The 20,661-nt window shown below is 41.7% G+C and carries 21 protein-coding genes and 1 riboswitch; of the genes, 11 read left to right on the top strand and 10 right to left on the bottom strand.

Annotated features, from left to right (window positions below):
• Position 1 precedes the first annotated feature (1 nt).
• Positions 2 to 700 carry a DUF6445 family protein gene (locus LP316_RS09330; protein ID WP_193020731.1) on the top strand — a complete coding sequence of 233 codons (699 nt, stop codon included), beginning with the start codon at positions 2 to 4 and terminating at the stop codon, positions 698 to 700.
• A gap of 35 nt (positions 701 to 735) precedes the next feature.
• Here LP316_RS09330 and LP316_RS09325 read toward each other — a convergent pair whose 3' ends face one another.
• The 3 genes from LP316_RS09325 to LP316_RS09315 form a co-directional block, all read right to left on the bottom strand.
• Complete coding sequence (locus LP316_RS09325) at positions 736 to 1,914, bottom strand: hypothetical protein (protein WP_193020730.1); 1,179 nt, start codon at positions 1,912 to 1,914, stop codon at positions 736 to 738.
• Between the two features lie 122 nt (positions 1,915 to 2,036).
• Entirely contained in the window at positions 2,037 to 4,625 is a 2,589-nt protein-coding gene (locus LP316_RS09320; protein ID WP_193020729.1) for a glycoside hydrolase family 3 protein, read from the bottom strand.
• 9 nt (positions 4,626 to 4,634) lie between these two features.
• Entirely contained in the window at positions 4,635 to 5,789 is a 1,155-nt protein-coding gene (locus LP316_RS09315) for a sugar MFS transporter (RefSeq protein WP_226960846.1), read from the bottom strand.
• Positions 5,790 to 6,129: 340 nt separating this feature from the next.
• Between LP316_RS09315 and LP316_RS09310 the strand changes: the two genes are divergently transcribed.
• The 3 genes from LP316_RS09310 (at position 6,130) to LP316_RS09300 (ending at position 9,895) form a co-directional block, all read left to right on the top strand.
• Complete coding sequence (locus tag LP316_RS09310; protein ID WP_193020727.1) at positions 6,130 to 7,461, top strand: GH1 family beta-glucosidase; 1,332 nt, start codon at positions 6,130 to 6,132, stop codon at positions 7,459 to 7,461.
• Positions 7,462 to 7,494: 33 nt separating this feature from the next.
• Positions 7,495 to 8,823 (top strand): glycoside-pentoside-hexuronide (GPH):cation symporter, encoded by a 1,329-nt coding sequence (locus LP316_RS09305; RefSeq protein ID WP_193020726.1) that lies wholly within the window; start codon positions 7,495 to 7,497, stop codon positions 8,821 to 8,823.
• A 67-nt stretch (positions 8,824 to 8,890) separates the two neighbouring features.
• On the top strand, positions 8,891 to 9,895 hold the full coding sequence (locus LP316_RS09300; RefSeq protein ID WP_193020725.1) for a LacI family DNA-binding transcriptional regulator: 1,005 nt from the start codon (positions 8,891 to 8,893) through the stop codon (positions 9,893 to 9,895).
• Positions 9,896 to 9,957: 62 nt separating this feature from the next.
• Here LP316_RS09300 and LP316_RS09295 read toward each other — a convergent pair whose 3' ends face one another.
• Positions 9,958 to 10,302, bottom strand: a complete 345-nt coding sequence (locus LP316_RS09295) for a DUF3718 domain-containing protein (RefSeq protein ID WP_193020724.1) — start codon at positions 10,300 to 10,302, stop codon at positions 9,958 to 9,960.
• 59 nt (positions 10,303 to 10,361) lie between these two features.
• Positions 10,362 to 10,446, bottom strand: a riboswitch (cyclic di-GMP riboswitch).
• Between the two features lie 149 nt (positions 10,447 to 10,595).
• Between LP316_RS09295 and LP316_RS09290 the strand changes: the two genes are divergently transcribed.
• Positions 10,596 to 10,994, top strand: a complete 399-nt coding sequence (locus LP316_RS09290; RefSeq protein WP_193020723.1) for an RNA-binding S4 domain-containing protein — start codon at positions 10,596 to 10,598, stop codon at positions 10,992 to 10,994.
• A gap of 7 nt (positions 10,995 to 11,001) precedes the next feature.
• On the opposite strand, the gene LP316_RS09285 is transcribed toward LP316_RS09290, so the two are convergent.
• Positions 11,002 to 11,487, bottom strand: coding sequence for a GNAT family N-acetyltransferase (locus tag LP316_RS09285; protein ID WP_193020722.1), 486 nt, complete (start codon positions 11,485 to 11,487; stop codon positions 11,002 to 11,004).
• A gap of 49 nt (positions 11,488 to 11,536) precedes the next feature.
• Here LP316_RS09285 and LP316_RS09280 point away from each other — a divergent pair, with 49 nt between their 5' ends.
• Complete coding sequence (locus LP316_RS09280; protein ID WP_193020721.1) at positions 11,537 to 12,520, top strand: ion channel; 984 nt, start codon at positions 11,537 to 11,539, stop codon at positions 12,518 to 12,520.
• Between the two features lie 178 nt (positions 12,521 to 12,698).
• Positions 12,699 to 14,408, top strand: a complete 1,710-nt coding sequence (locus LP316_RS09275; RefSeq protein WP_193020720.1) for a proline--tRNA ligase — start codon at positions 12,699 to 12,701, stop codon at positions 14,406 to 14,408.
• Between the two features lie 379 nt (positions 14,409 to 14,787).
• On the opposite strand, the gene LP316_RS09270 is transcribed toward LP316_RS09275, so the two are convergent.
• A complete protein-coding gene (locus tag LP316_RS09270; RefSeq protein WP_193020719.1) occupies positions 14,788 to 15,375 on the bottom strand; it encodes a hypothetical protein in 588 nt (195 codons plus the stop codon).
• 154 nt (positions 15,376 to 15,529) lie between these two features.
• Between LP316_RS09270 and LP316_RS09265 the strand changes: the two genes are divergently transcribed.
• The gene (locus LP316_RS09265; RefSeq protein ID WP_193020718.1) at positions 15,530 to 16,765 is read left to right on the top strand and encodes a pyridoxal phosphate-dependent aminotransferase; all 1,236 of its coding nucleotides are present in this window, start codon (positions 15,530 to 15,532) and stop codon (positions 16,763 to 16,765) included.
• A complete protein-coding gene (yfbR, locus tag LP316_RS09260; RefSeq protein ID WP_193020717.1) occupies positions 16,752 to 17,348 on the top strand; it encodes a 5'-deoxynucleotidase in 597 nt (198 codons plus the stop codon). The genes LP316_RS09265 and yfbR overlap by 14 nt, the downstream gene beginning before the upstream one ends.
• A 157-nt stretch (positions 17,349 to 17,505) precedes the next feature.
• On the opposite strand, the gene LP316_RS09255 is transcribed toward yfbR, so the two are convergent.
• The 3 genes from LP316_RS09255 to LP316_RS09245 form a co-directional block, all read right to left on the bottom strand.
• A complete protein-coding gene (locus LP316_RS09255) occupies positions 17,506 to 18,318 on the bottom strand; it encodes a tetratricopeptide repeat protein (protein WP_193020716.1) in 813 nt (270 codons plus the stop codon).
• A gap of 142 nt (positions 18,319 to 18,460) precedes the next feature.
• Positions 18,461 to 18,766 (bottom strand): DUF962 domain-containing protein, encoded by a 306-nt coding sequence (locus tag LP316_RS09250; RefSeq protein WP_193020715.1) that lies wholly within the window; start codon positions 18,764 to 18,766, stop codon positions 18,461 to 18,463.
• Positions 18,767 to 18,776: 10 nt separating this feature from the next.
• A complete protein-coding gene (locus tag LP316_RS09245) occupies positions 18,777 to 19,418 on the bottom strand; it encodes a GNAT family N-acetyltransferase (RefSeq protein WP_193020714.1) in 642 nt (213 codons plus the stop codon).
• Between the two features lie 129 nt (positions 19,419 to 19,547).
• Here LP316_RS09245 and LP316_RS09240 point away from each other — a divergent pair, with 129 nt between their 5' ends.
• A complete protein-coding gene (locus LP316_RS09240; RefSeq protein ID WP_193020713.1) occupies positions 19,548 to 19,778 on the top strand; it encodes a DUF2789 domain-containing protein in 231 nt (76 codons plus the stop codon).
• Between the two features lie 20 nt (positions 19,779 to 19,798).
• Here the strand turns inward: LP316_RS09240 and LP316_RS09235 are convergent, their stop codons facing one another.
• Entirely contained in the window at positions 19,799 to 20,161 is a 363-nt protein-coding gene (locus LP316_RS09235; RefSeq protein WP_193020712.1) for a DUF3192 domain-containing protein, read from the bottom strand.
• 177 nt (positions 20,162 to 20,338) lie between these two features.
• Here LP316_RS09235 and LP316_RS09230 point away from each other — a divergent pair, with 177 nt between their 5' ends.
• Entirely contained in the window at positions 20,339 to 20,656 is a 318-nt protein-coding gene (locus LP316_RS09230) for a hypothetical protein (protein WP_193020711.1), read from the top strand.
• Positions 20,657 to 20,661: the final 5 nt, after the last annotated feature.

Raw genomic sequence — 20,661 nt, 5'->3', positions numbered from 1 at the left:
GATGGCACAGCGCCTAAGCTTAGATAACGGCATAACCATGACAATAGTGCGTGTTGGCATAGAAAACACGCCTGTTGTCATAATTGATAACTTTCCGATATCTGCCCAAAAGCCAACGACGCTGGATAATTTTGCCCCAGACGAGCACAGCTATTACCCCGGCTTACGAGCAAAACTACCAAAAGAGTATGTCATTAAAGCGCTGCAAAGCATTTATTTAGCCCTTTACGACATTTATCAAATCCCGAAAAACAAACAGCTCAAAGTACTCGATACCTACTATTCGATGATCACGCTAGACGAGAGCGAGCTTTCGTTATTACAACGCCTGCCCCATTTTGATAGCACCCACGAGCACTATTTTGCCGTGTTGCATTATCTAAATGAGCAACCACACGGTGGCACTGGCTTATTTCGCCATAAAGCAACCGGCTTTGAATCAATAGATGATCAACGTATTGAACACTACCTATCGATCTGCCAACAAGAAATAGAGGATTTTGGTGAGCCTAAGCAGGGTTACCCGAATCAATCAACCGCGCAATTTGACTGCTATTATCAGATTGAATACAAAGCCAACCGCGTGGTGATCTATCCAGGTAAATTGCTGCATTCAACGATGGTCGATGTTGACAAAGACGTCACTAGTCAGCTTGAACTAGCCCGCCTCACCAGCAATATTTTCATTGAGTACAAATAACCTATACACGGTTTACAGCGTTATCTTTGCTTTAATTATTCACCATAAACATGTTTGGCCAAGAAACTTTCAATGGAAAATTCAGGTTGTTCTGTTTGCATTGCATACCAAATTGCAATTGCCGACGCAGTAATAGGATCCAAAATGGGGTTTTCTGATTGATAACACGACTCATCGAAAGAAATTGGTGGCTTATCACTGTCTGCATGTTGCACACCATGCTTGTGCTGGGCATTATACTCGTAAAACTCACTCACCGTTTTACAATACACTGTATTGATATGCTCAGGTTGTAAATCATTTACACGCTGTGTGTGTGAGGTTGAATAAGCATCTTGTATCATGTGTAACAAGGCACCTAAGGCAGCTATTTCAAGCTTTTTATCATCATGAATAATGTTACAGTCAGTACTACTGAATGGGTCCGTACACTCATTATTAAATAGAAAACGCAATGTAACAGCATCGTTGCAATGAAATTGGCTTTTATCTCGACCTTGACTTAACACCGCGCTATTGAGTTTAAATACCTGCGCAAACTCGTGTTGTGCTATTTTTGTGTCGTCGTTTAATATACCCTCGAAATAACTACAAAAGTCCTCATTTTTTAACGTTTTATCCCTAAAAAAGTCCATAGTAAAACTCCCCCATGCTTTTGCTTTATTTAACGAAGTGGTCATAGGTTCAGGATTAAAACTGTAGTCAGCAGAGCGAGAAGACATTGAATGCAAAAACTGCATACTACCGTAATGGCTACTGCAAAATAGCCCGCCCAAAATGCTCCTCCTCATATCTGAACGATAGACAAAGGGGAAACGCCAAGTAGGCCGCAAAAAGACACAAGCAGATGCTGTTGTACCAATTGACTTTAGCGCTGTTTTTCGCTTATTACCGGCTTTAGATAGTCTCGTTGGATCATCTGACCAACGAGATGCTCGCATTAAGTCTTGAACAAATACAGGCTCACCGGTCGTGGTAAGAGAACTATTCGGGTAGACAAGATCAACATCGTTAATTACCAGATCTTTAGATAAACAATTCCTGGGCATTTCACTTGTATTGTTTAAATAACATAGAGCAGCTAGTAAAGTCATTTGTTCATGAATAGGCGACTCCTTGCCCGCCAACTCAACATTCTCTACTTCAAATTGATACGCGACTAACTGATTACTAAACCACATCAGTAAAAAGCAAAAACCATATGTACGATACATGACAACGTCCTTATTTATTGTTTCAATACAGACTAGTTGAAATAGTCAAATACGCAAAAAAAAAGGCTAGTGCCATTACCGACACTAGCCTTTTTGTCTTTGAGGTGTTTACAGCGACTCGATTACTGGCAAGTAATGCTCTCCGCAGATTTTGGCTGAGGCTCGAACATTACACTGCCAATCTGGATTGTTGCTTTACCCGTCGTTGTTAACTCAAACGGTGCAACCAAATCACCAAAGCTCATGCCTTTGTTAGCAAAACAAGCTAAGTCAATTGATGCTTGTGACCAACCGTGATGTAAACGACCACTGAGATTTTCAGTCACGTCGATGGCTGCGCCACAGTTATCATCAGGGCTTTCCGCTTTTTGACAAGCCATACTCACAATAACAGGTGCCGTAGGCTTTTCTAAGACATTCACCATAAATGACAGCTTGCCATTTTGCTCTATCGCTGAGCGTAAATCTTCTCTAAAGTTGCTTTTACTCACTAAGCGAATACCCGCTTTTTCTGTGCCGTTAAACGTTAATTGAATCGAGTCTTCTTGCACAAGGCGGTCAACCGTACGATAAGTTAACCCTGCCAAGCTATGAGTGTTGGCATTAGGTTGTAATTGTTGATCGGCAGAAAACAACCACATTAACCACGGCTTGTGCATTTTACCGTCGAAAAATACCCGCTTTTGCAATGCTGCTTCATCAATCGCTAATTCAGCATTTAAATTATCTGCTAAGACATTTTCATCACCATACTTCAAACCAAAACCGTAAGGCAGTAATGGTTGATAATCATCATCACCTTTATTTAACACGGCTTGGTTAGCTGAATTAGGCCAAGAGAATGATAATTTACCCGTGAAGTCATAAGCGACATCGCCATTGGCCTCGGTAAATAGTACATCAGACACGCCAACACCTTCTGAGCCTGGCAACCAAGCTGCGACAAATGCTGTTGACGCGTTAAGCTCAGCATTAACCCACATCGGGCGACCACTAATAAACACAGAAACAACAGGAATGCCTTGCGCTTTTAGTTTAGTTAACAAAGCTAAATCGGTTTTTTCACCGCGCTGATAATCAAGGTTATCGCGATCGCCGTGACCTTCGGCATAAGGATCTTCGCCAAACACGACAATGGCGACATCTGGTTTTTCTTGGTATTCGCCTTCAACGTTAAGTGTTACTTTACCGCCAGCAGCAGTTACTTTTTGAGCAATGCCATCATAGATTGATGTACCACCTGGAAAGTCATTATTGTTGTTACCAGTGCCCTGCCACGTTACTGTCCAGCCACCAGATTGCTTGCCGATATTATCAGCACCATTGCCAGCTACAAGCACGTGTTGTTTAGGCGCTAAGGGTAATAAGTTATCTTTATTCTTTAACAAGACTAAAGATTCGCGCACTGCTTGGCGGGCAATATCACGATGTGCCTGTGCGCCAATTAGCTCAGTTTTACCTGAGTACTGACGGTTCGCCGGACTTGGCTTTTCAAATAAACCAGCGCGAATTTTTACGCGTAAAATACGGCTAACCGCATCATCAATTCTCGCTTGGCTGATAATGCCAGATTTCACCTGTGCAATGGTATTTTCATACAACGGCTTCCACGCTGACGTTGGCACCATATACATATCTAAACCCGCGTTGACTGCTTGCGGGCAATTGTCGTTCGTACAGCCTTGAATTTGACCGTGGCCATTCCAGTCGCCAACAACAAAGCCGTCAAAACCCATTTTGTCTTTTAGCACATCCGTTAACAGGTATTTCTTGCCATGAATTTTTTCGCCGTGCCAGCTGTTAAATGACGCCATTACCGACTGAGAGCCTGCGGTTAAGCCACCAACATAACCTTGAGCGTGAATATCAAATAACGCTTGCTCACTGGCAATGTTATCACCTTGATCATCACCTTTTTCAGTACCGCCATCGCCTAAGAAGTGCTTCACAGTACTGATTACGCGCTTATCGCTTAAAAAGTCACCGTCCGCATGACCTTGCAAGCCTTTAACAATGGCTTTTGAGTATGCTTTTACAATCGCAGGATCTTCCGAGTAACTTTCATAGGTTCTGCCCCAGCGATCGTCTCTGGCGACGGCAACCGTTGGTGCAAATACCCAATCAATACCCGTCACCATCACTTCTTTGGCGGTTATTTCGGCGATTTTTTCAATGAGCTCAGGGTTGTTCATCGCTCCTAAGCCAATGTTATGTGGAAATAACGTCGCGCCAATCACATTGTTGTGGCCGTGAACGGCATCAGTGCCCCACATCGTTGGAATAGTAGAGCCATCAAGTGAATCATCAATTGATGCTTGATACATGGCTTCTGCTAAGTTGATCCAATCTTGTGGTGTTGATTGCTTATTATTGTTCGGAAACGAACCACCGCCATTTAAATAAGAGCCAAAGCCGTATTTGCGCATATCTTCAACCGTGATATCGCGAATTTCTGGTTGGATCATCTGAGCAACTTTTTGCTCTAATGTCATGGTTGAAAGTAGTGATTTAACGCTAGCTTCAACTTCAGCGTCTTGTTTGACTTCGAAATCAAGTGTTGGCCAAATATCAATATTGAGCGCTTGTTGCTCACTCGCTTGCGGTTCTTGTGCTTTTAGTGCTTGGCCATCATTCGTCGCCTGCTCTTTTGAGCAACCCGAAACGGCAGCTAGCGCAACCAATAATGCTAAAGGTTTTAGTGTTGTTCTCATTACCCCGTCCTATGCTGTCGTTGAGTTAACTTGTGGTTTTGAACCGACAAGGCCGTAGTACGCGATATAGGCGTAACAAAATACCGGTAAAATGAATGAGGCTTGAATACCAATGCTATCGGCAAGCATACCTTGGAAGAGCGGCACAATCGCACCACCGACAATAGCTAAACACAAAATGCCTGAACCTTGTGACGTATGACGCCCCAAGCCAGTTATCGCTAAACTAAAAATCGTTGGGAACATAATTGAGTTGCACAAACCAACAAGGAGAATCGACCACATAGCGATGTGACCTTCCGTCATCATGGTGACTAGCAATAGCGCCATTGCGGCAACGGCATTAAATGCCAACACTTTACCCGCTGCAATTTTTTGCATAACACCAGCACCAATAAAGCGCCCTACCATCGCACCGCCCCAGTAATAAGCGATGTATTTCGCCGCATTTGCTTCTTCTAAGCCTGCGATATTTTCTTCACCTAAGAAGTTAACTAAGAAGCTACCAATCGATACCTCCGCACCAACGTAAACAAAAATACCGACAGCGCCTAAGACTAAATGCTTGTGTTGCCACGCACTGCCTTGAACTTGCTCTTCTTGCTCCTCTTCTTCGTGCATATTAGGTAACTTTAAATAGGCAAAAATCGCGGCAAGCACGAGTAACATTGCCGCCAACAGTAGATAAGGAGTTTGCACTGATTCTGCTGAATTAGCCACTTCATGGCCGGCTTGTTCTAAGATCAAGTACGCGCCAAAAAACGGCGCTACGGTTGTGCCCAGTGAGTTGAAGGCTTGGGTCATTGTTAACCGAGAAGAGGCCGTTTCTGGCTTACCAAGAATACTGACATACGGGTTTGCAGATACTTGTAAAATCGTAATCCCACTCGCTAAAACAAACAAAGCAAATAAGAATACCGGATAACTTTGCATACTTGCTGCAGGGTAAAAGCCCAAACAACCACAAGCTGCAATAATTAACCCGATAACAATACCTTTTTGATAACCAACCGATTTAACTAGTTTACCTGCCGGTAGCGATACCAGAAAATAAGCACCAAAAAAGCAGAATTGAATGAGCATAGCTTGGGTATAGCTCAAATCAAATACTGCCTTGAGATGTGGTATTAAAATGTCATTTAAGCAGGTAATAAATCCCCACATAAAGAACAGTGATGTTAGCGAGGTGAGCGCAAATGTATAATTCGCTTGACCGGCTGCATTGCCATTCCCTGGGGAATGGACAGAATTTGCTGAAAAACCCGACATAGTTAACCCTATTATTTTAATTGTAAATTTATTGCGCTAAGTGTATGACGTATTTGCTTTGGTATCGAGCACTAAAGTTATTGACCTTTTCTAGATTTCAAACTACCCTAACAAAAATGTAAGCGCTTTCACTCATTCATTAAATACCACTTGGTATTTTTTTTCAAATATTTTTGTAAGCGCTTTCAAAAAAGTAAAATAATAAATTCAATCTCTGTGATAAAAAGGCTTTACCATGGCTCAATACACCCTGCCACAAGGCTCTAAAATGTTGGCTAAACAATTTACCTATGGCGTAGCTACGGCTTCTTTTCAAATTGAAGGTGGTGTTGAGCATCGACTGCCCTGTATTTGGGATACTTTTTGTGCGACGCCTGGCAAAGTAGCAGACGGCTCTAATGGTGATATTGCGTGTGATCACTTCAGCCTGTGGCAACAAGATATTGAATTAATTGCCAGTTTGGGCGTAGATGCCTACCGTTTATCACTGTCATGGCCTCGGTTAATTACTCGCGATGGCGAATTGAATCAAGCAGGTGTCGACTTTTACATTAATATTTTGGATGCGTTAAATGCGAGAAATATTAAGCCTTATGTCACCCTTTATCACTGGGATCTACCACAACACCACGAAGACAACGGTGGTTGGTTGAATCGAGATACCGCTTATGCTTTTGCTCATTATGTAGACCTTGTCACTAAAGCTTTTGGTGACCGCGTCTATTCCTATGCGACCTTAAACGAGCCGTTTTGTAGCTCGTATTTAGGCTATGAAGTTGGTATACATGCACCAGGTAAAGTCGGTAAAGAATACGGTAGAAAAGCCGCTCACCATTTATTGCTCGCGCACGGCCTTGCTATGCAGGTATTAAAGCGCAATGCACCTCATGCGAAAAACGGTATCGTGCTTAACTTTACCCCGTGTTACAGCGCGACTGATAAACAAGCAGATATTGACGCCACCCATTTTGCCGATGACTACTTCAACCAATGGTACATCAAACCAATTTTTGACAAATGCTACCCTGAAATTATCAATCAATTACCGCAAGCACATCAGCCTGACATTCATGATGGCGATATGGAGATAATCGGGCAAAATATCGATTTCTTGGGGATCAACTTCTACACTCGTGCTATTTATCGAGCGCACAATGAAGAAATTTTCGAACAGTTACCACCGCCAGCGCCACTAACCGACATTGGCTGGGAAATATACCCGCAAGCGTTTACCAATTTATTAACAGATCTCGATCAGCGCTATACTCTACCACCGATATTTATTACCGAAAATGGTGCGGCGATGGCTGACGTTATTGAACGTGGCGTAGTCAATGACCAAGATCGCGTTGATTACTATCAAGCCCATTTAAATGCCGTTAACGACGCAATTGAGCAAGGTGTTGATATTCAGGGCTACTTTGCTTGGAGCTTAATGGACAACTTTGAATGGGCGGAAGGCTACTTAAAACGCTTTGGTATTGTTTACGTTGATTATCAAAGCCAACAGCGTACTATAAAACAAAGTGGCTTAGCTTACCGCGATCTCATCACATCGCGCCATTAAACAACGATTAAAATAACGATAAGAATAAAGCATATGATCAGTGTAAAAGAAAAAATCGCCTATGGCTTGGGAGACACCGCTAGTAATATTATTTTTCAAACGGTGATGACCTTCCTCATGCTCTATTATACTGACGTTGTCGGTTTAGATGCCGCCGTTGTGGGCACTATGTTTCTAGCAGTAAGAATCTTCGATGCCGTAACTGATCCATTAATGGGCTCTATCGCCGATAGAACCCAAACCCGTTGGGGCCACTATCGCCCATACTTATTATGGTTAGCACTACCGTTCGCGATCATTAGCGTGTTAGCCTTTACCACACCTGATTTAGAAGGTAACGCAAAAATCATCTACTGCTTTACCACCTACAGTTTATTAATGATTGCCTATACCGCGATTAACATTCCTTATTGTGCACTAGGCGGTGTATTAACCGCAGATGCAAAAGAGCGCGTTACGGTGCAGTCATATCGATTTGTTTTTGGTATGTTAGGTGGCTTAATTGTCGCCGCATGTACCATGCCTTTAGTTGAATTTTTTGGCCAAGGCGATGATGCTAAAGGTTACCAACTCGCTATGACAGCGATGAGTATTCTTGGCTTTATTTTGTTTATTTTGTGTTTTGCTGGCACGAAAGAACGCATTGAACAGCCTAAAGATCAATCGCTGGCTTTTTTCGCGTCACTCAAACATCTTTGGCAAAATGATCAATGGCGTATCTTGTGTTTAGTTGCGCTATTTTTGCTTTCAGGGCAAGTGTTAAAATTCACCCTAGCCGTATACTACGTAAAATACTATTTAGGTGATGAAACGTTAATGACGCCATTTATCACCGCGGGTGTCTTTGCTTCAATGGTAGGTTGTGCCGTTGCACAACCACTAGCACAGCGAGTTTGTAAAATTAAAGCGTATATCAGCTTGCAAGTCATTGCGGCGACAATTTGTGCCCTGGCCTACTTTATTAAACCCGATCAAATCGTTTTAGCTTTTGCCGCCTTTATTTTATGGAAGTTTTTCCTAGATATGGCAACGCCGTTACTGTGGGCCAAAATGGCGGATACCATAGATTACGGCCATGAAAAAACAGGTGTTCGCATCACCGGCCTGGTCTATTCTGGCGTGATCTTTTTCATAAAAATGGGCGTGGCACTTGGCGGCGCGTTTGCTGGCTGGTTAATGGCATTTTATGACTACCAACCTAATATTGAGCAAACGCAAGCAACTAAAGATGGGATCTTACTCAGCTTTACCATACTGCCGGCGCTAGGCTCATATCTTGCGGCAGCGGTCATGGCGAAATATACACTCAATGAGCAAAAGCTTGAGCACATTCAAAGCAAGCTTAAGTTAAGCGCAAGTTAATAAACGGTAACTTATTTGAGTAGTTTTTGTTATGATTTTACGGTTTTAATATTCTGAATAACACTATATGGCAACAATTTACGAAGTATCTAAACTTGCAGGGGTCTCATTAGCAACAGTATCGCGCGTGATGAATAACAATGCCCGCGTAAGTGATAAAACCAAGAAGAAGGTTTTAGACGCGATGCAAACACTAGGTTATCGCCCGAATGCCATTGCACAATCTTTAGCGTCAAGCCGCTCTAATAGTATCGGGATCCTTGTGTCAGAGCTACACGGTCCCTTCTTTGGTCAGATGATGTCAGGTATTGAAGCCGCCCTGCGCACCGCTGGCAAGCACGTTATCATTACCACAGGTCACTCAGAAGAAGATAAAGAAAAAGATGGCATAGAGTTTTTGATTGGCCGAAACTGCGATGCCATTATTGCCCACGTCGAGGCAGTAAGCGACGAATACTTAATTGACATCAATAAAGGGAAAGTTCCTGTCTATTTAATGAGTCGCCATGTAGATGCTATTAAAGATAAATGCATTAGCCTTAATGATGAAGTGGGTGGCTATTTAGCAACCAAAACGCTCATTGACTTAGGACATCGCCAAATCGCCTATATCGCTGGTCCGCAATTTAAAGCCGATGCCAGTAATCGTTTACAGGGCCACAAACGCGCTTTAGCAGAGCATAATTTAAGTTTTAATGAAGATCTGTTTTTTATTGGTGATTTCAAAGAAACAGGTGGCATGGATGGCTTAAGGCATTTTTTAGACAATAATTATCAGTTTTCCGCGCTCGTTTGCGCTAACGATGAAATGGCTTCTGGCGCAATGAAATATGCTCGAGAGCACAATATTGTCCTACCTGAACAACTTTCAATTGTCGGCTACGATAACGTTATTTTTGCTAACTACTTGTACCCAACCTTAACCACAATTGATAACCCTGTCTATGAAATGGGTCGAATGGCTGCTCAGTTGGTGCTCAAACAAGTCTATCAACAAAAGAAACACGACATAGTCCAAGTATTTGAGCCAACGGTTATTTTAAGAGATTCTGTGGCTCACTTTAATCATTAATCTTTTATCTAATCAATAAAAAAGCGAGCCGTAGCTCGCTTTTATTTTATTTGAGGCTTTCGTTAGCCATTTACACGTTTTTGCGCTGCTGCCGTTAACTCAGCTGACGTAATGCTTGATAAGTGGGCTTCAACGGTTTTCTTAGGTAATTTAGCAATGATCAATGAACCCGTTTCTACGGCATTATTGTTACTAGCAAACGCTAATAAATTAGCACCATTGCACTCTAAACCGTCATAAATATCACGGATCTTCAATTTGTTCGACTTAAGGAAAGAGCGCAAACGAGATTTGTCATCAGCGGCAACTAACTCACAAACTGACTGACCTAGGCTAGAAGCTTGAACAGGCGTTGTAACGATTGTTGAAGTTAAAGCAATTGATAATACAGCGAGCATTTTTTTCATAACAATAGATCCTAAAGATAAACAATTAAATTATGAAACGGGTGCAAAGGCGTGCTTATTCAGGCGACCCCGCTATCTTAGATTTATATCCTTAGACCGGTGGCTTTGCGTGGAACTTTTTCAAGAACCTTGCCGTTTCTGATGGCGCGCATTATACATGTAAAGAAATGTAAAGCAACGAAAAAATGTATAATATACATTCACTTTTTCAATATCTATCAATCAGATATTACGCATTACATAACGTCATGCTAAAATAGCGCTTTATCATTATTTAATTGTTAAGCCTGTCGATGTCTGGAAACCACTACCAAGTTGAATTAGAGCAACAACCGATTGAACTATATAAACTATTAAAGATTGCCGACTTAGTTTCCGGTGGCGGTGAAGCAAAAATGTTGATCAGTCAAGGCTATGTCTATTTAAATGATGAAGTAGAAACCCAAAAACGCAAAAAGATTTACCATGGCGATATTATTGCCTTCAATGGCGATATCATTGAACTAATTTGCCATCAAGCGCCTACTGAAATCGTAAAAACCCCAAAACCTAGAAGCGCTAAACCACCTGAAAACAAGCCTAGAAAAAGGCATAAACCCTCTGGTAATAAAGCTAACACAGGCAACACCAATAAGCGTAAAGATGAAGCGCCAACACCAACAAATGGTCGACGCCGAACAATAAAGTTTTAGTCGTTAGTTACTTTAAACTCTTTTGCCAAAAGACCGCCTGCCCCATTTCAGGATCCAATTCATAGCCGGCAAAACCTAGCTTGCGGTAGGCGTTTTGAGCAACTTTATTGCCCTCTAATACTTCCAAGGTCAACTTACAACAACCTTGCTCTCTAGCCATACGCTCGACTTCGTCTAACATCAACTGGCTAATTCCTTTACCGCGAAATCCTTCAAGCACCACAACATCATGGATATTAACCAGTGGCTTTGCGGCGAAAGTTGAAAAGCCTTTAACACAATTAACCAAGCCAGCAGGCTGACCATCAAAATAGCAAATAATTGAAAAGACTTGTGGTTGCTGTTGTAAAGCCCCAATCAAGTTATCTTTAGTTGTTTGTGATAATGCTTCACCGCCCCCCATAGGATCTAACGCGTATGCGTTTAATAGGCTCAAGATATCTTCAGCATGAGAGGGGTTGTGATAATCAGCAAAGGTAAGTGTTATTGACATAATATAAGCAGAAACATGAATAATTTTAGAACCTTACTATACTGATTGTATGAGTGAAAATCAGCATAAATGTCAATATATCGACCCAGAAGAGCACCTTTGTCCAAATCAAGCAACTGACGACGGCTTGTGTTTTTGGCACAGTGGTAATGTCGATAAATCAGGGCCTGAAATAAAAGACAAGCTTGAGCATTACGCTCAGCACGGTGGCTTTATGCGAGGTTTAAAACTGCAGCGTTGCCAACTAGACGATATTGATTTGGTCAACCACGGACACAAAACCGGTTACGATTTATCCTACTGCGATTTATATCGAGCGAGCCTGCGTGATGCCCATCTATTCAACGCCACGTTAGATAACGCCAGTTTGATGAAGGCAGATTTACGTGACGCCAACCTCAATTGTGCCTCGCTCCTCAATGCCAATATGCTAGGTCTGCGCTTGCAAGGGTGTAAGATTGAGAATGTTGAATTTGGCAAAACTATATTCCAAGAAGGTTTAGCTAAACTCGCTATAGAGAAGAACCATCACAAAAATGCACTTGAATACTTTATTCAATCGGAAGAAATCTATCGAGACTTACGCAAACACGCTGAAGCTGAGGGGTTATTTAACTACGCAGGCGCCTTTATTAAAAAGGAGCTCACTATGCGCAGAATGCAACAACCGAAGTATTCTGCCAGACGCATGATGTCAAAGGCGATTGACTTATTTTGTGGCTATGGGGAAGAGCCCCTACGTATCGTTGGTTTCTCGATTTTATTGATATTTGTTTGTGCCATTTTATACAGCGTAACTGGGCTCAATTATCACGGCGAGTTTTATATTTTTGATGTCAATGCGAGCTTTCGTCAAAACATCTCATGGTTTTTTAGTTGTTTATATTACTCTATTGTTACCTTTACCACGCTTGGTTACGGTGACTTTACGCCAATTGGCATTTCGAGAGCTATTGCCGCATTAGAGGCATTTACCGGTAGCTTTACTATTGCACTATTCGTCGTGGTCTTTGTCAAAAAGATGACTAGGTAATTACAACCTAATATCAGATCTGTACAGTAAAATCACAAGTTACGCTTCGGTGCTCCAATGGTGAGTTGAATGTAAAATTTTCTCACATCAAACTGCATTTAGCCCTTTTGCCTCGATTAACGCCCTGTTAGAATAAGCCACTTTATTTTTGATTCATCCGACATGGACATAATTTTCAATGCGTACTAGTCAATACCTTCTTTCTACGTTAAAAGAAACACCAGCACATGCTGAAGTTGTTAGCCATCAATTAATGCTACGAGCTGGCTTAATTCGTCACCTAGCTTCAGGTTTGTATACATGGTTACCCACTGGTTTAAAAGTACTGAAAAAAGTTGAAAACATTGTTCGTGAAGAAATGGAGCGCGCCGGCTCAATCGAAGTGTTGATGCCAATGGTACAGCCATCAGACTTATGGGAAGAATCTGGTCGTTGGGATGATTACGGCCCAGAGCTACTTCGTTTAAACGACCGTCACCAACGTCCATTTGTTTTAGGGCCAACCCACGAAGAAGTGATCACTAAACTCGTGAGTAACGAAATTAGTAGTTACAAGCAGTTACCAATGAACTTGTTTCAGATTCAAACCAAGTTCCGCGATGAAATTCGTCCTCGTTTCGGTGTCATGCGCGGCCGTGAATTTTTGATGAAAGACGCGTATTCATTCCACACAACCGATGAGTGTTTAAAGAAAACCTATCAAGACATGTTTGATGCCTATTGCCGTATTTTTGAGCGTTTAGGTTTAGATTTTCGCCCAGTAATTGCTGATAACGGTTCAATAGGTGGTGAAGGTTCACATGAATTCCATGTTTTAGCTGATTCAGGTGAAGACGATATCGCTTTTAGTGACGAAAGCGATTACGCAGCGAACATTGAAAAAGCTGAAGCACTTGCGCCAACGGGTGAGCGCCCTGCGCCAAACCAAGCGCTTGAAAAGGTTGCTACGCCAAATGCTAAAACCATTGAAGATGTGGCTAACTTGTTAAATATTGACGCTAACACAACGGTTAAAACCCTGTTAGTGTTAGGTGAAGCACAAGACGGTGAAAAAGCCCCAATTATTGCGCTAGTGTTACGTGGCGATCACGAATTAAACGAACTAAAAGCAGAAAAACTTGAAGGCGTAGCGTCACCTTTAACTTTCGCATCAGACGAAGAATTAGTTGCTGCAACAGGCGCAAACGCCGGTTCAATTGGTCCTGTAAATCTTAACATTCGCGTAATAGCCGATAGAAGCGCAGCGCATTTAGCTGATTTTGTCTGTGGTGCGAACGAAGACGGTTTCCACTACACAGGGGCAAACTGGGACCGCGACGCACAAAACTATGAAGTTGCTGATTTACGCAACGTAGTTGCTGGCGACCCTAGCCCATGCGGCAAAGGTAAATTAGAAATCAAACGCGGCATTGAAGTTGGCCACATTTTCCAGCTTGGTCAAAAATATGCCGAAGCGATGAACTGCGGTGTGTTAACTGAATCTGGAAAAAACCAAACCTTAACCATGGGTTGTTACGGGATTGGGGTATCGCGTATTGTTGCCGCTGCCATTGAGCAGAATCACGACAAGTACGGTATCAAGTGGCCAGCAGCCATTGCGCCGTACCAAGTTGCGATTGTACCAATGAACATGCACAAATCAGCGCGTGTACAAGAAACGGCAGAGAAGCTATATACACAATTACAACAAGCTGGTGTTGAGGTTATTTTTGATGATCGCAAAGAGCGCCCAGGCGTCATGTTCAACGATCACGAACTCATGGGAACACCTAAATTAATTGTTGTTGGTGAGCGTAACTTAGACAGCCAAGAAGTTGAACTAAAAGACCGCATTACGGGTGAAAAATCTCTGATTGCCATTGATAGCGTGGCTGAAATTTTTAAATAACAGGCTGTAAAGCTGGAAGGCTGTAAAGCTGGAAGGCTGTAAAGCTGGAAGGCTGTAAAGCTGGAAGGCTGTAAAGCTGGAAGGCTGTAAAGCTGGAAGGCCGTAAAGTTTTAAGGTTTTAAGGTCATTATAAAAGGCTAAAGATGGCAACATCTTTAGCCTTTTTTCATTTCTTTTATAACGTTCGCTCTGCTGTGAATTATTAGCAGATTCCCGATAAAAACACTTCGGGAATGACGATTTCTAGGGCTAGCTTTTATCGCGTTCAAGCTTGGCAACGTTTCCGCATTCCCGCCTTCTAGCGTTCAAGCCATACAACATTCACACTTTCCAACATTCACACCTTCTAACCTTCACACCTTCCAACATTCAAACTTTATCACTCAACTTTGGCTAAATCCCAATAAATGACGCGGTCGTAGTATTTGGCTAAATTCTCATTTAACGCACTAAAACTTGTGATCGGTGCTTTCAATTGATCAAATAAATGCCAAACAAACTGATGACAATTGTTCTCAATCAAATGGTAGTCTTGATATTGATAAATCTGTCCAAGTGCTCGTTCAGCAATGTCAGGTAGTGCCAGTGGCACCGCGTTAGAATCACAAGCGACAAAGATGTTATCACCGCTTCGATTACCTAAAAATCGACTTGCTGATACAGGTTTTATCAAGCCATTACCATCGAGCTCGACGATGGTATTATCACCAACCCAAATCCCCGTATGCTCAAACAATCCACCAATACCACAGCAAACAACACTACCAATAGCAGGCTCTACACATACTTCGCTGTGAAATAAATCCGTTGGATAAATCGCAACGGCTTTACCCCGCTCACCACCATAGCGCTGAGCACCACTTTGCAATCGACGTGCTTGATAAGTTTGTTTGCGCTCGTCAGCGGCCGACTTTATTGCTAAAGCAGAAACGGCCGCCGCGCCTAGCCAAAGTATCGGTAATGGCATAACTCACCTCATTTGTTATCGTCTAATAACTACATTAGGTGTTTTCTATCAAAATGCTATTAAAAAAGTGCAAGTAACTATTTCAAAATTAGTGAATTTTCGTAACAATGCTCAAAGGCACTATTTTTAATGGACTGACTTACTGGGCATACCTATGAAAAACATCGAAAAATCTTCAAAACTTGACAACGTGTGCTACGACATTCGAGGTCAAATTGCCCAAGAGGCCAAACGGCTTGAAGAAGAAGGTCACAAAATCTTAAAACTCAACATTGGTAACCCTGCACCATTTGGCTTTGAAGCGCCTGACGATATTTTAAAAGACGTCATACGCCAACTTCCGACCGCTCAAGGTTATAGCGACTCAAAAGGCATTTACTCAGCGCGCGTAGCAGTGATGCAATACTTCCAACAACAAGGTATTTTAAATGTTGAAGTTGACGATATTTTTATCGGCAATGGTGTTAGTGAGCTTATCGTAATGGCAATGCAAGGCTTGCTCAATAATGACGATGAAGTGCTTATCCCTGCGCCTGATTACCCCTTGTGGACGGCAGCAGTGTCGTTATCTGGAGGCTCGCCAATTCATTACCGCTGTGATGAAGAGAACGACTGGTTTCCAAATATTGACGATATCAAAGCAAAAATTAATGATAAAACCAAAGCCATTGTTTTAATCAACCCAAATAATCCAACGGGTGCCGTTTATTCAAAAGAAATACTTGAAGCAATTATTGACCTTGCTCGTGAACATCAACTCATTGTCTTTAGTGACGAGATTTACGATAAAATTTTGTACGATGGTGCGGTCCATACGCCGACTGCTCGCTTAGCAGAAGATGTTTTGATCATCACCATGGGTGGCTTATCTAAAAACTACCGCATTGCTGGATTTAGAGCGGGTTGGATGGTAATAACCGGCCCTAAACAATATGCGCAAAGCTATATTGAAGGGTTAAATATGCTTGCTTCAATGCGCTTGTGTGCCAACGTCCCCTCTCAGCACGCCATTCAAACGGCATTAGGTGGCTACCAAAGTATTAATGAGCTGATCAGCGAAGGCGGACGATTAAAGAAACAACGCGATATTGCTTATGAGGGCATCAATGCGATTGACGGCCTCTCCTGTAAAAAAGCGATGGGCGCACTATACTTGTTTGTTAAGGTTGATAAAGAAAAATTCAACATTACCAACGACGAACAAATGGTGCTCGATATTCTTATGCAAGAAAAAATCCTTTTAGTGCACGGTCGCGGGTTCAACATCAAAGCGCCAAATTATTTTAGGTTGGTATTTTTACCGCACGAAGATGAACTGATCCCAGCAATCGAGCGCTTGGCGCACTTCTTCAAAACCTATCGCCAAGGTGATATCGATGAAACAAAGTAATTTTATTGCATGGATTTATCGCATGCCGCTCATCAAACGATGGGCGCTGATGCATTGTATAAAGCCAGAAAATGTTGCCGAGCACTCTCATTTAGTCGCGGTCATCGCACATTTGCTCGCCGTTATTCGCAATACCAAATTTGGCGGAACATTAAATGCTGACAGGGCCTCTACCCTCGCGCTATTTCACGAGTGCAGCGAAGCGCGCCACCAAGATATTAATCACAACACCAAATATCACAACCCAGAAATCACCCGAGAATTTAAACGCTTAGAAAAGCTTGCAGAGCAAGAGTGTATTGATTCATTGCCAGAAGATTTTCGCGACATCTATAATGCGATAATCATTCAAGATAATGTCGACGCGGAGTATAAACAGCTAATAAAAGCTGCCGATTTACTCTCTGCTTACCTAAAAACCCTCGATGAACTGCACTTTGGTAACCAAGAGTTTGCCCATGTAAAAGTTAATTTAGACAATAAGCTAGAAAAAATTAAACAAGAACTACCTGAAGTTCAGTACTTTTTAGATATCTTTGCTAAAAGCTGTACAGCAACAGTTGATCAATTATCAGGCATGTAACCAAGTTCATCTGCGCTTGAAACGAGAACCTGTTAGCATCGTATAGATGATTTCCGTTTGCTGTTAGTCGTGGCCTCATAGTTTCAAACCACTTATACCAATACATAAAAAAACCAGCTTTTTTCAAAGCTGGTTTTTCCTATGCACCATATCAACTTTAATTGGAATATGAGAAAGCAGACGTCACATTAAAGAAGGTATCAACACTTTGGCCATTTAGTTTAACTTGATAACAACTGACCTGCTCGTCACACGTAGAACCTTGGAATTTAGAGCCAGTAGTTTTCTTACGCTTTTTAAAGGTGACGATTTGCTCGTCAAACCGTGTGGTTAGCGGTGGTGAATTGATGGTAATAACTTCAATATTGGTTTTCGGCCATTCAAATGCTTCCCCGTCAGTTTTAAGCATCGGCTTCTTATTCATTTGCTTTGTCAATAAAGGGAAGCTTGCTTTGTGTTTTTCTAGGTCATCCGCCACTGAAGTCAATAGTTCAGGCATTCTCGGATCTCTTTGCTTGTAAGCTTTAGCTAAATAAAAATCTGCTTTTTCAAAGTCTCTTGGCAGGTATTTATCGTTAACATACAAGGTACCGAGTAAAAAATTAGAATCTTTGTAATTCGACTTAGCAACCTTTTCTAAATACTTAACCGCTTTATCGAGATCTTTGTTTTCATCGCTGATCAGTGAAATTGCGCCAACTAAATATTGTGAAGATTGCTCACCTTTGCGGGCAGCCTTATTCAAATACTTTAACGCTTTATCTTCATCTATTTCGGTGCCGTAGCCGACATAATAAAACTGGCCTAAAGTAGCATAAGCCTGCAAATGACCGCGTTTTGCGCCTTTTTTAAACTGCTTAAAATACTCTACGCACTCATCTGTTTGGCATGGTTCAATTTGTTCTGCCTTTGTCGATGGCGCGAGTAAAAATGCACCGGCTAGTGCAAATATTGATAGTACTTTTTTCATAGCCTTAATCCTTTAATTAATCAATTTTGGTCGAACACCCCTACCGCTTAACAAAGCATTAACAACCACCACCAGTCAAACATAACCGATTAATTTGACAAGTACAAATCTAGCTTTTGAGTATCCAATAACAAAAGCGCTGTTAGCGCAGCTTGCCAGTAAGAAAGTCCCACAACATGCGCCAGTCGGCAATAAAACTATAGAGTGGATATTGAAAAGTCGCCGGCTTGTTTTTTTCAAAAAAGAAATGACCAATCCAAGCACAACCATATCCGCCTATTAGACCGTAGAGTAAGTAACTCCAGTCGCCAGATTGAAATACTTTCGATAGGCAATAAAGCGCAATAGCACTGCCCAAATAATGCAGTGCACGGCAAATACCGTTTTGATGTTGAGATAAGTAAAACGGGTAGAACTCAGCAAAGCTTTGATATTTTTTTTCAGACATAATAAAACTCTTAAGAATGTCGATAGTGAACCATTAACGCGCCAGAAACTTTACCAAAAGAAAGCTCTTTAACCACCTGGTAGTCAACGTCATTAAAAAATTCGCGGTACTTTTGCATGGTCGCGAATACAGCAACGCCTTCACTGAGCGAATGCTCTTGTAAAATGGTATCAACCGCTGCCATTAAATAGTGACCAAAACCATGGTGTTGATGTAAAGGGTGAATCGCAATAAAAGATAGCATGTGATAATGCTTCATCGGTACAGCGCTCATGATTGTTTTTTCTTTTTCAATCATTTGTTTAGTGCTTAAATAACCTGCACCCAACAACATTTTTAATCGCCAGTGCCAAAAACGCTCTGACTCAACGGTTTGATCAGGGCTATTTAAACAAGCAACACCAACCATAGCCTCACCTAAATACAACCCCACAATCGGCTGACTCGCTTGCCAAAAGGCCGATAGCTCTTCGCGAATTGCGGCGCGCAAGCGTTGTTCATAATCTTCTTTTTCACCGTTAAATATTTCTAAAAATAACGGATCGTCGTGATACGCCTGATAAAGCAGCGACGCGGCTATTTTTAGATCTTCGGCGCTTAAATACTCCGCCCTAATTTCTGGTTTATTTTGCACTGCGGCTTCACTACTCATTTCGACTCCTTGGCAACACTGTTGTTTTATTATAATTGTTAAGTCTTATAAATAGACTTTAAGGCCTGAACGTTTTTTGGTCAAACCTATTTGCTAACCTATACTTTAAATTGGCTAATGGAGAGAGTTATGGATCGTTCATCACATACACTTGCGTGTTTATTTTCACAATTAGGGTTAAATAACAGTGAACAGCAAATAGCGCAGTTTATTGAGCAACACAAAGGTATTGCCGATGACATTGCACTGTATGAAGCTGAGTTTTGGAATCAAGCGCAAGCCTCTTTTTTACAAGAGGCTCTTGCTGAAGACTCTGACTGGGCAGAGGTTGTTGACGGCCTTAGCGCGCGCCTGCGGTAAGCTGGGTTGTTCTCTAACGACTAAATTTGCGTTAGCGCCATATCACCCCAGCTTTTTAATAATCCACCTTTAAAAATAAGTGGTGTACATTCATCTTTAGTAGTCATTCCGTCACTATGCTTGCGTTGTGTACGGTAGTAAAGCACCTGAATAGTCTCACCATTTTTTTCATAGGTTTCATTAAACGCAGCAACTCCCATACGGTTAACCACTTCAACGTATGGCGTATCAACGCGCAAATTAGCAATCTGCTGTCTGTTGTTGTACTCTTCGCCATGCTTACTCGAGTGATAACTATCTTCGCCACCAATGTTAATAGAACATGCCGACAAGCCTAATACTAATGGTGCAACTAATGCGATAGTTAAAAGTGACTTTTTCATATTTTCCTCTGTTAAGTTTTTCTTGTCATCTGTGATAACCAGAGTTAGCAAATCACTGACCAAGTTTTTAACTTAATGAATTTAAAAGAAATTAATAAAAATTGAAAAATAAACAGCTGAAAGCAGTCGTCAATTTCGCTAAAATATAACGAATTACAAAATCAAAATTTTACCAATATGACCAACATTGAAGAAATTATCATCACCGCTAATATCTTGGCTAACCAAGGCAAAAAGCCAAGTGTTGCCCTCGTAAAAGCAAAGCTAACGCAGAATGTGCCATTGCCATTAATTATTTCAACATTAAAAACTTGGCAGCACCAAAGTGATTACATCGCGCCCAAGTCAGCTAAACCTGCTGAACAAAAGGTAGCCGAAGTAGCACTCGATGAAAACATCAAGCAGCAAATAGATCAGGCCGTGGCGTTGGCCATTAAACCACTTGCTGAAGAAATTGAGCAATTAAAGCAACAAATCACTCTGTTAAAGAAATAGTAAGA

Origin of the sequence: Thalassotalea sp. LPB0316 (assembly GCF_014898095.1) — a bacterium.
Taxonomy (GTDB): domain Bacteria; phylum Pseudomonadota; class Gammaproteobacteria; order Enterobacterales; family Alteromonadaceae; genus Thalassotalea_G.
This window is presented reverse-complemented; position numbering and strand designations above follow the sequence as displayed.

Bases quoted from the DNA above. Each gene is read 5' to 3' on its own strand.
- LP316_RS09315 (WP_226960846.1), bottom strand. From the start codon at position 5,789: ATGTGGGGATTTATTACCTGCTTAAATGACATTTTAATACCACATCTC.
- LP316_RS09330 (WP_193020731.1), top strand. From the start codon at position 2: ATGGCACAGCGCCTAAGCTTAGATAACGGCATAACCATGACAATAGTG.
- LP316_RS09310 (WP_193020727.1), top strand. From the start codon at position 6,130: ATGGCTCAATACACCCTGCCACAAGGCTCTAAAATGTTGGCTAAACAA.
- LP316_RS09285 (WP_193020722.1), bottom strand. From the start codon at position 11,487: ATGTCAATAACACTTACCTTTGCTGATTATCACAACCCCTCTCATGCT.
- LP316_RS09280 (WP_193020721.1), top strand. From the start codon at position 11,537: ATGAGTGAAAATCAGCATAAATGTCAATATATCGACCCAGAAGAGCAC.
- LP316_RS09320 (WP_193020729.1), bottom strand. From the start codon at position 4,625: ATGAGAACAACACTAAAACCTTTAGCATTATTGGTTGCGCTAGCTGCC.
- LP316_RS09265 (WP_193020718.1), top strand. From the start codon at position 15,530: ATGAAAAACATCGAAAAATCTTCAAAACTTGACAACGTGTGCTACGAC.
- LP316_RS09275 (WP_193020720.1), top strand. From the start codon at position 12,699: ATGCGTACTAGTCAATACCTTCTTTCTACGTTAAAAGAAACACCAGCA.
- LP316_RS09305 (WP_193020726.1), top strand. From the start codon at position 7,495: ATGATCAGTGTAAAAGAAAAAATCGCCTATGGCTTGGGAGACACCGCT.
- LP316_RS09245 (WP_193020714.1), bottom strand. From the start codon at position 19,418: ATGAGTAGTGAAGCCGCAGTGCAAAATAAACCAGAAATTAGGGCGGAG.
- LP316_RS09255 (WP_193020716.1), bottom strand. From the start codon at position 18,318: ATGAAAAAAGTACTATCAATATTTGCACTAGCCGGTGCATTTTTACTC.
- LP316_RS09300 (WP_193020725.1), top strand. From the start codon at position 8,891: ATGGCAACAATTTACGAAGTATCTAAACTTGCAGGGGTCTCATTAGCA.
- LP316_RS09250 (WP_193020715.1), bottom strand. From the start codon at position 18,766: ATGTCTGAAAAAAAATATCAAAGCTTTGCTGAGTTCTACCCGTTTTAC.
- LP316_RS09270 (WP_193020719.1), bottom strand. From the start codon at position 15,375: ATGCCATTACCGATACTTTGGCTAGGCGCGGCGGCCGTTTCTGCTTTA.
- LP316_RS09295 (WP_193020724.1), bottom strand. From the start codon at position 10,302: ATGAAAAAAATGCTCGCTGTATTATCAATTGCTTTAACTTCAACAATC.
- yfbR (WP_193020717.1), top strand. From the start codon at position 16,752: ATGAAACAAAGTAATTTTATTGCATGGATTTATCGCATGCCGCTCATC.
- LP316_RS09325 (WP_193020730.1), bottom strand. From the start codon at position 1,914: ATGTATCGTACATATGGTTTTTGCTTTTTACTGATGTGGTTTAGTAAT.
- LP316_RS09230 (WP_193020711.1), top strand. From the start codon at position 20,339: ATGACCAACATTGAAGAAATTATCATCACCGCTAATATCTTGGCTAAC.
- LP316_RS09290 (WP_193020723.1), top strand. From the start codon at position 10,596: ATGTCTGGAAACCACTACCAAGTTGAATTAGAGCAACAACCGATTGAA.
- LP316_RS09235 (WP_193020712.1), bottom strand. From the start codon at position 20,161: ATGAAAAAGTCACTTTTAACTATCGCATTAGTTGCACCATTAGTATTA.
- LP316_RS09240 (WP_193020713.1), top strand. From the start codon at position 19,548: ATGGATCGTTCATCACATACACTTGCGTGTTTATTTTCACAATTAGGG.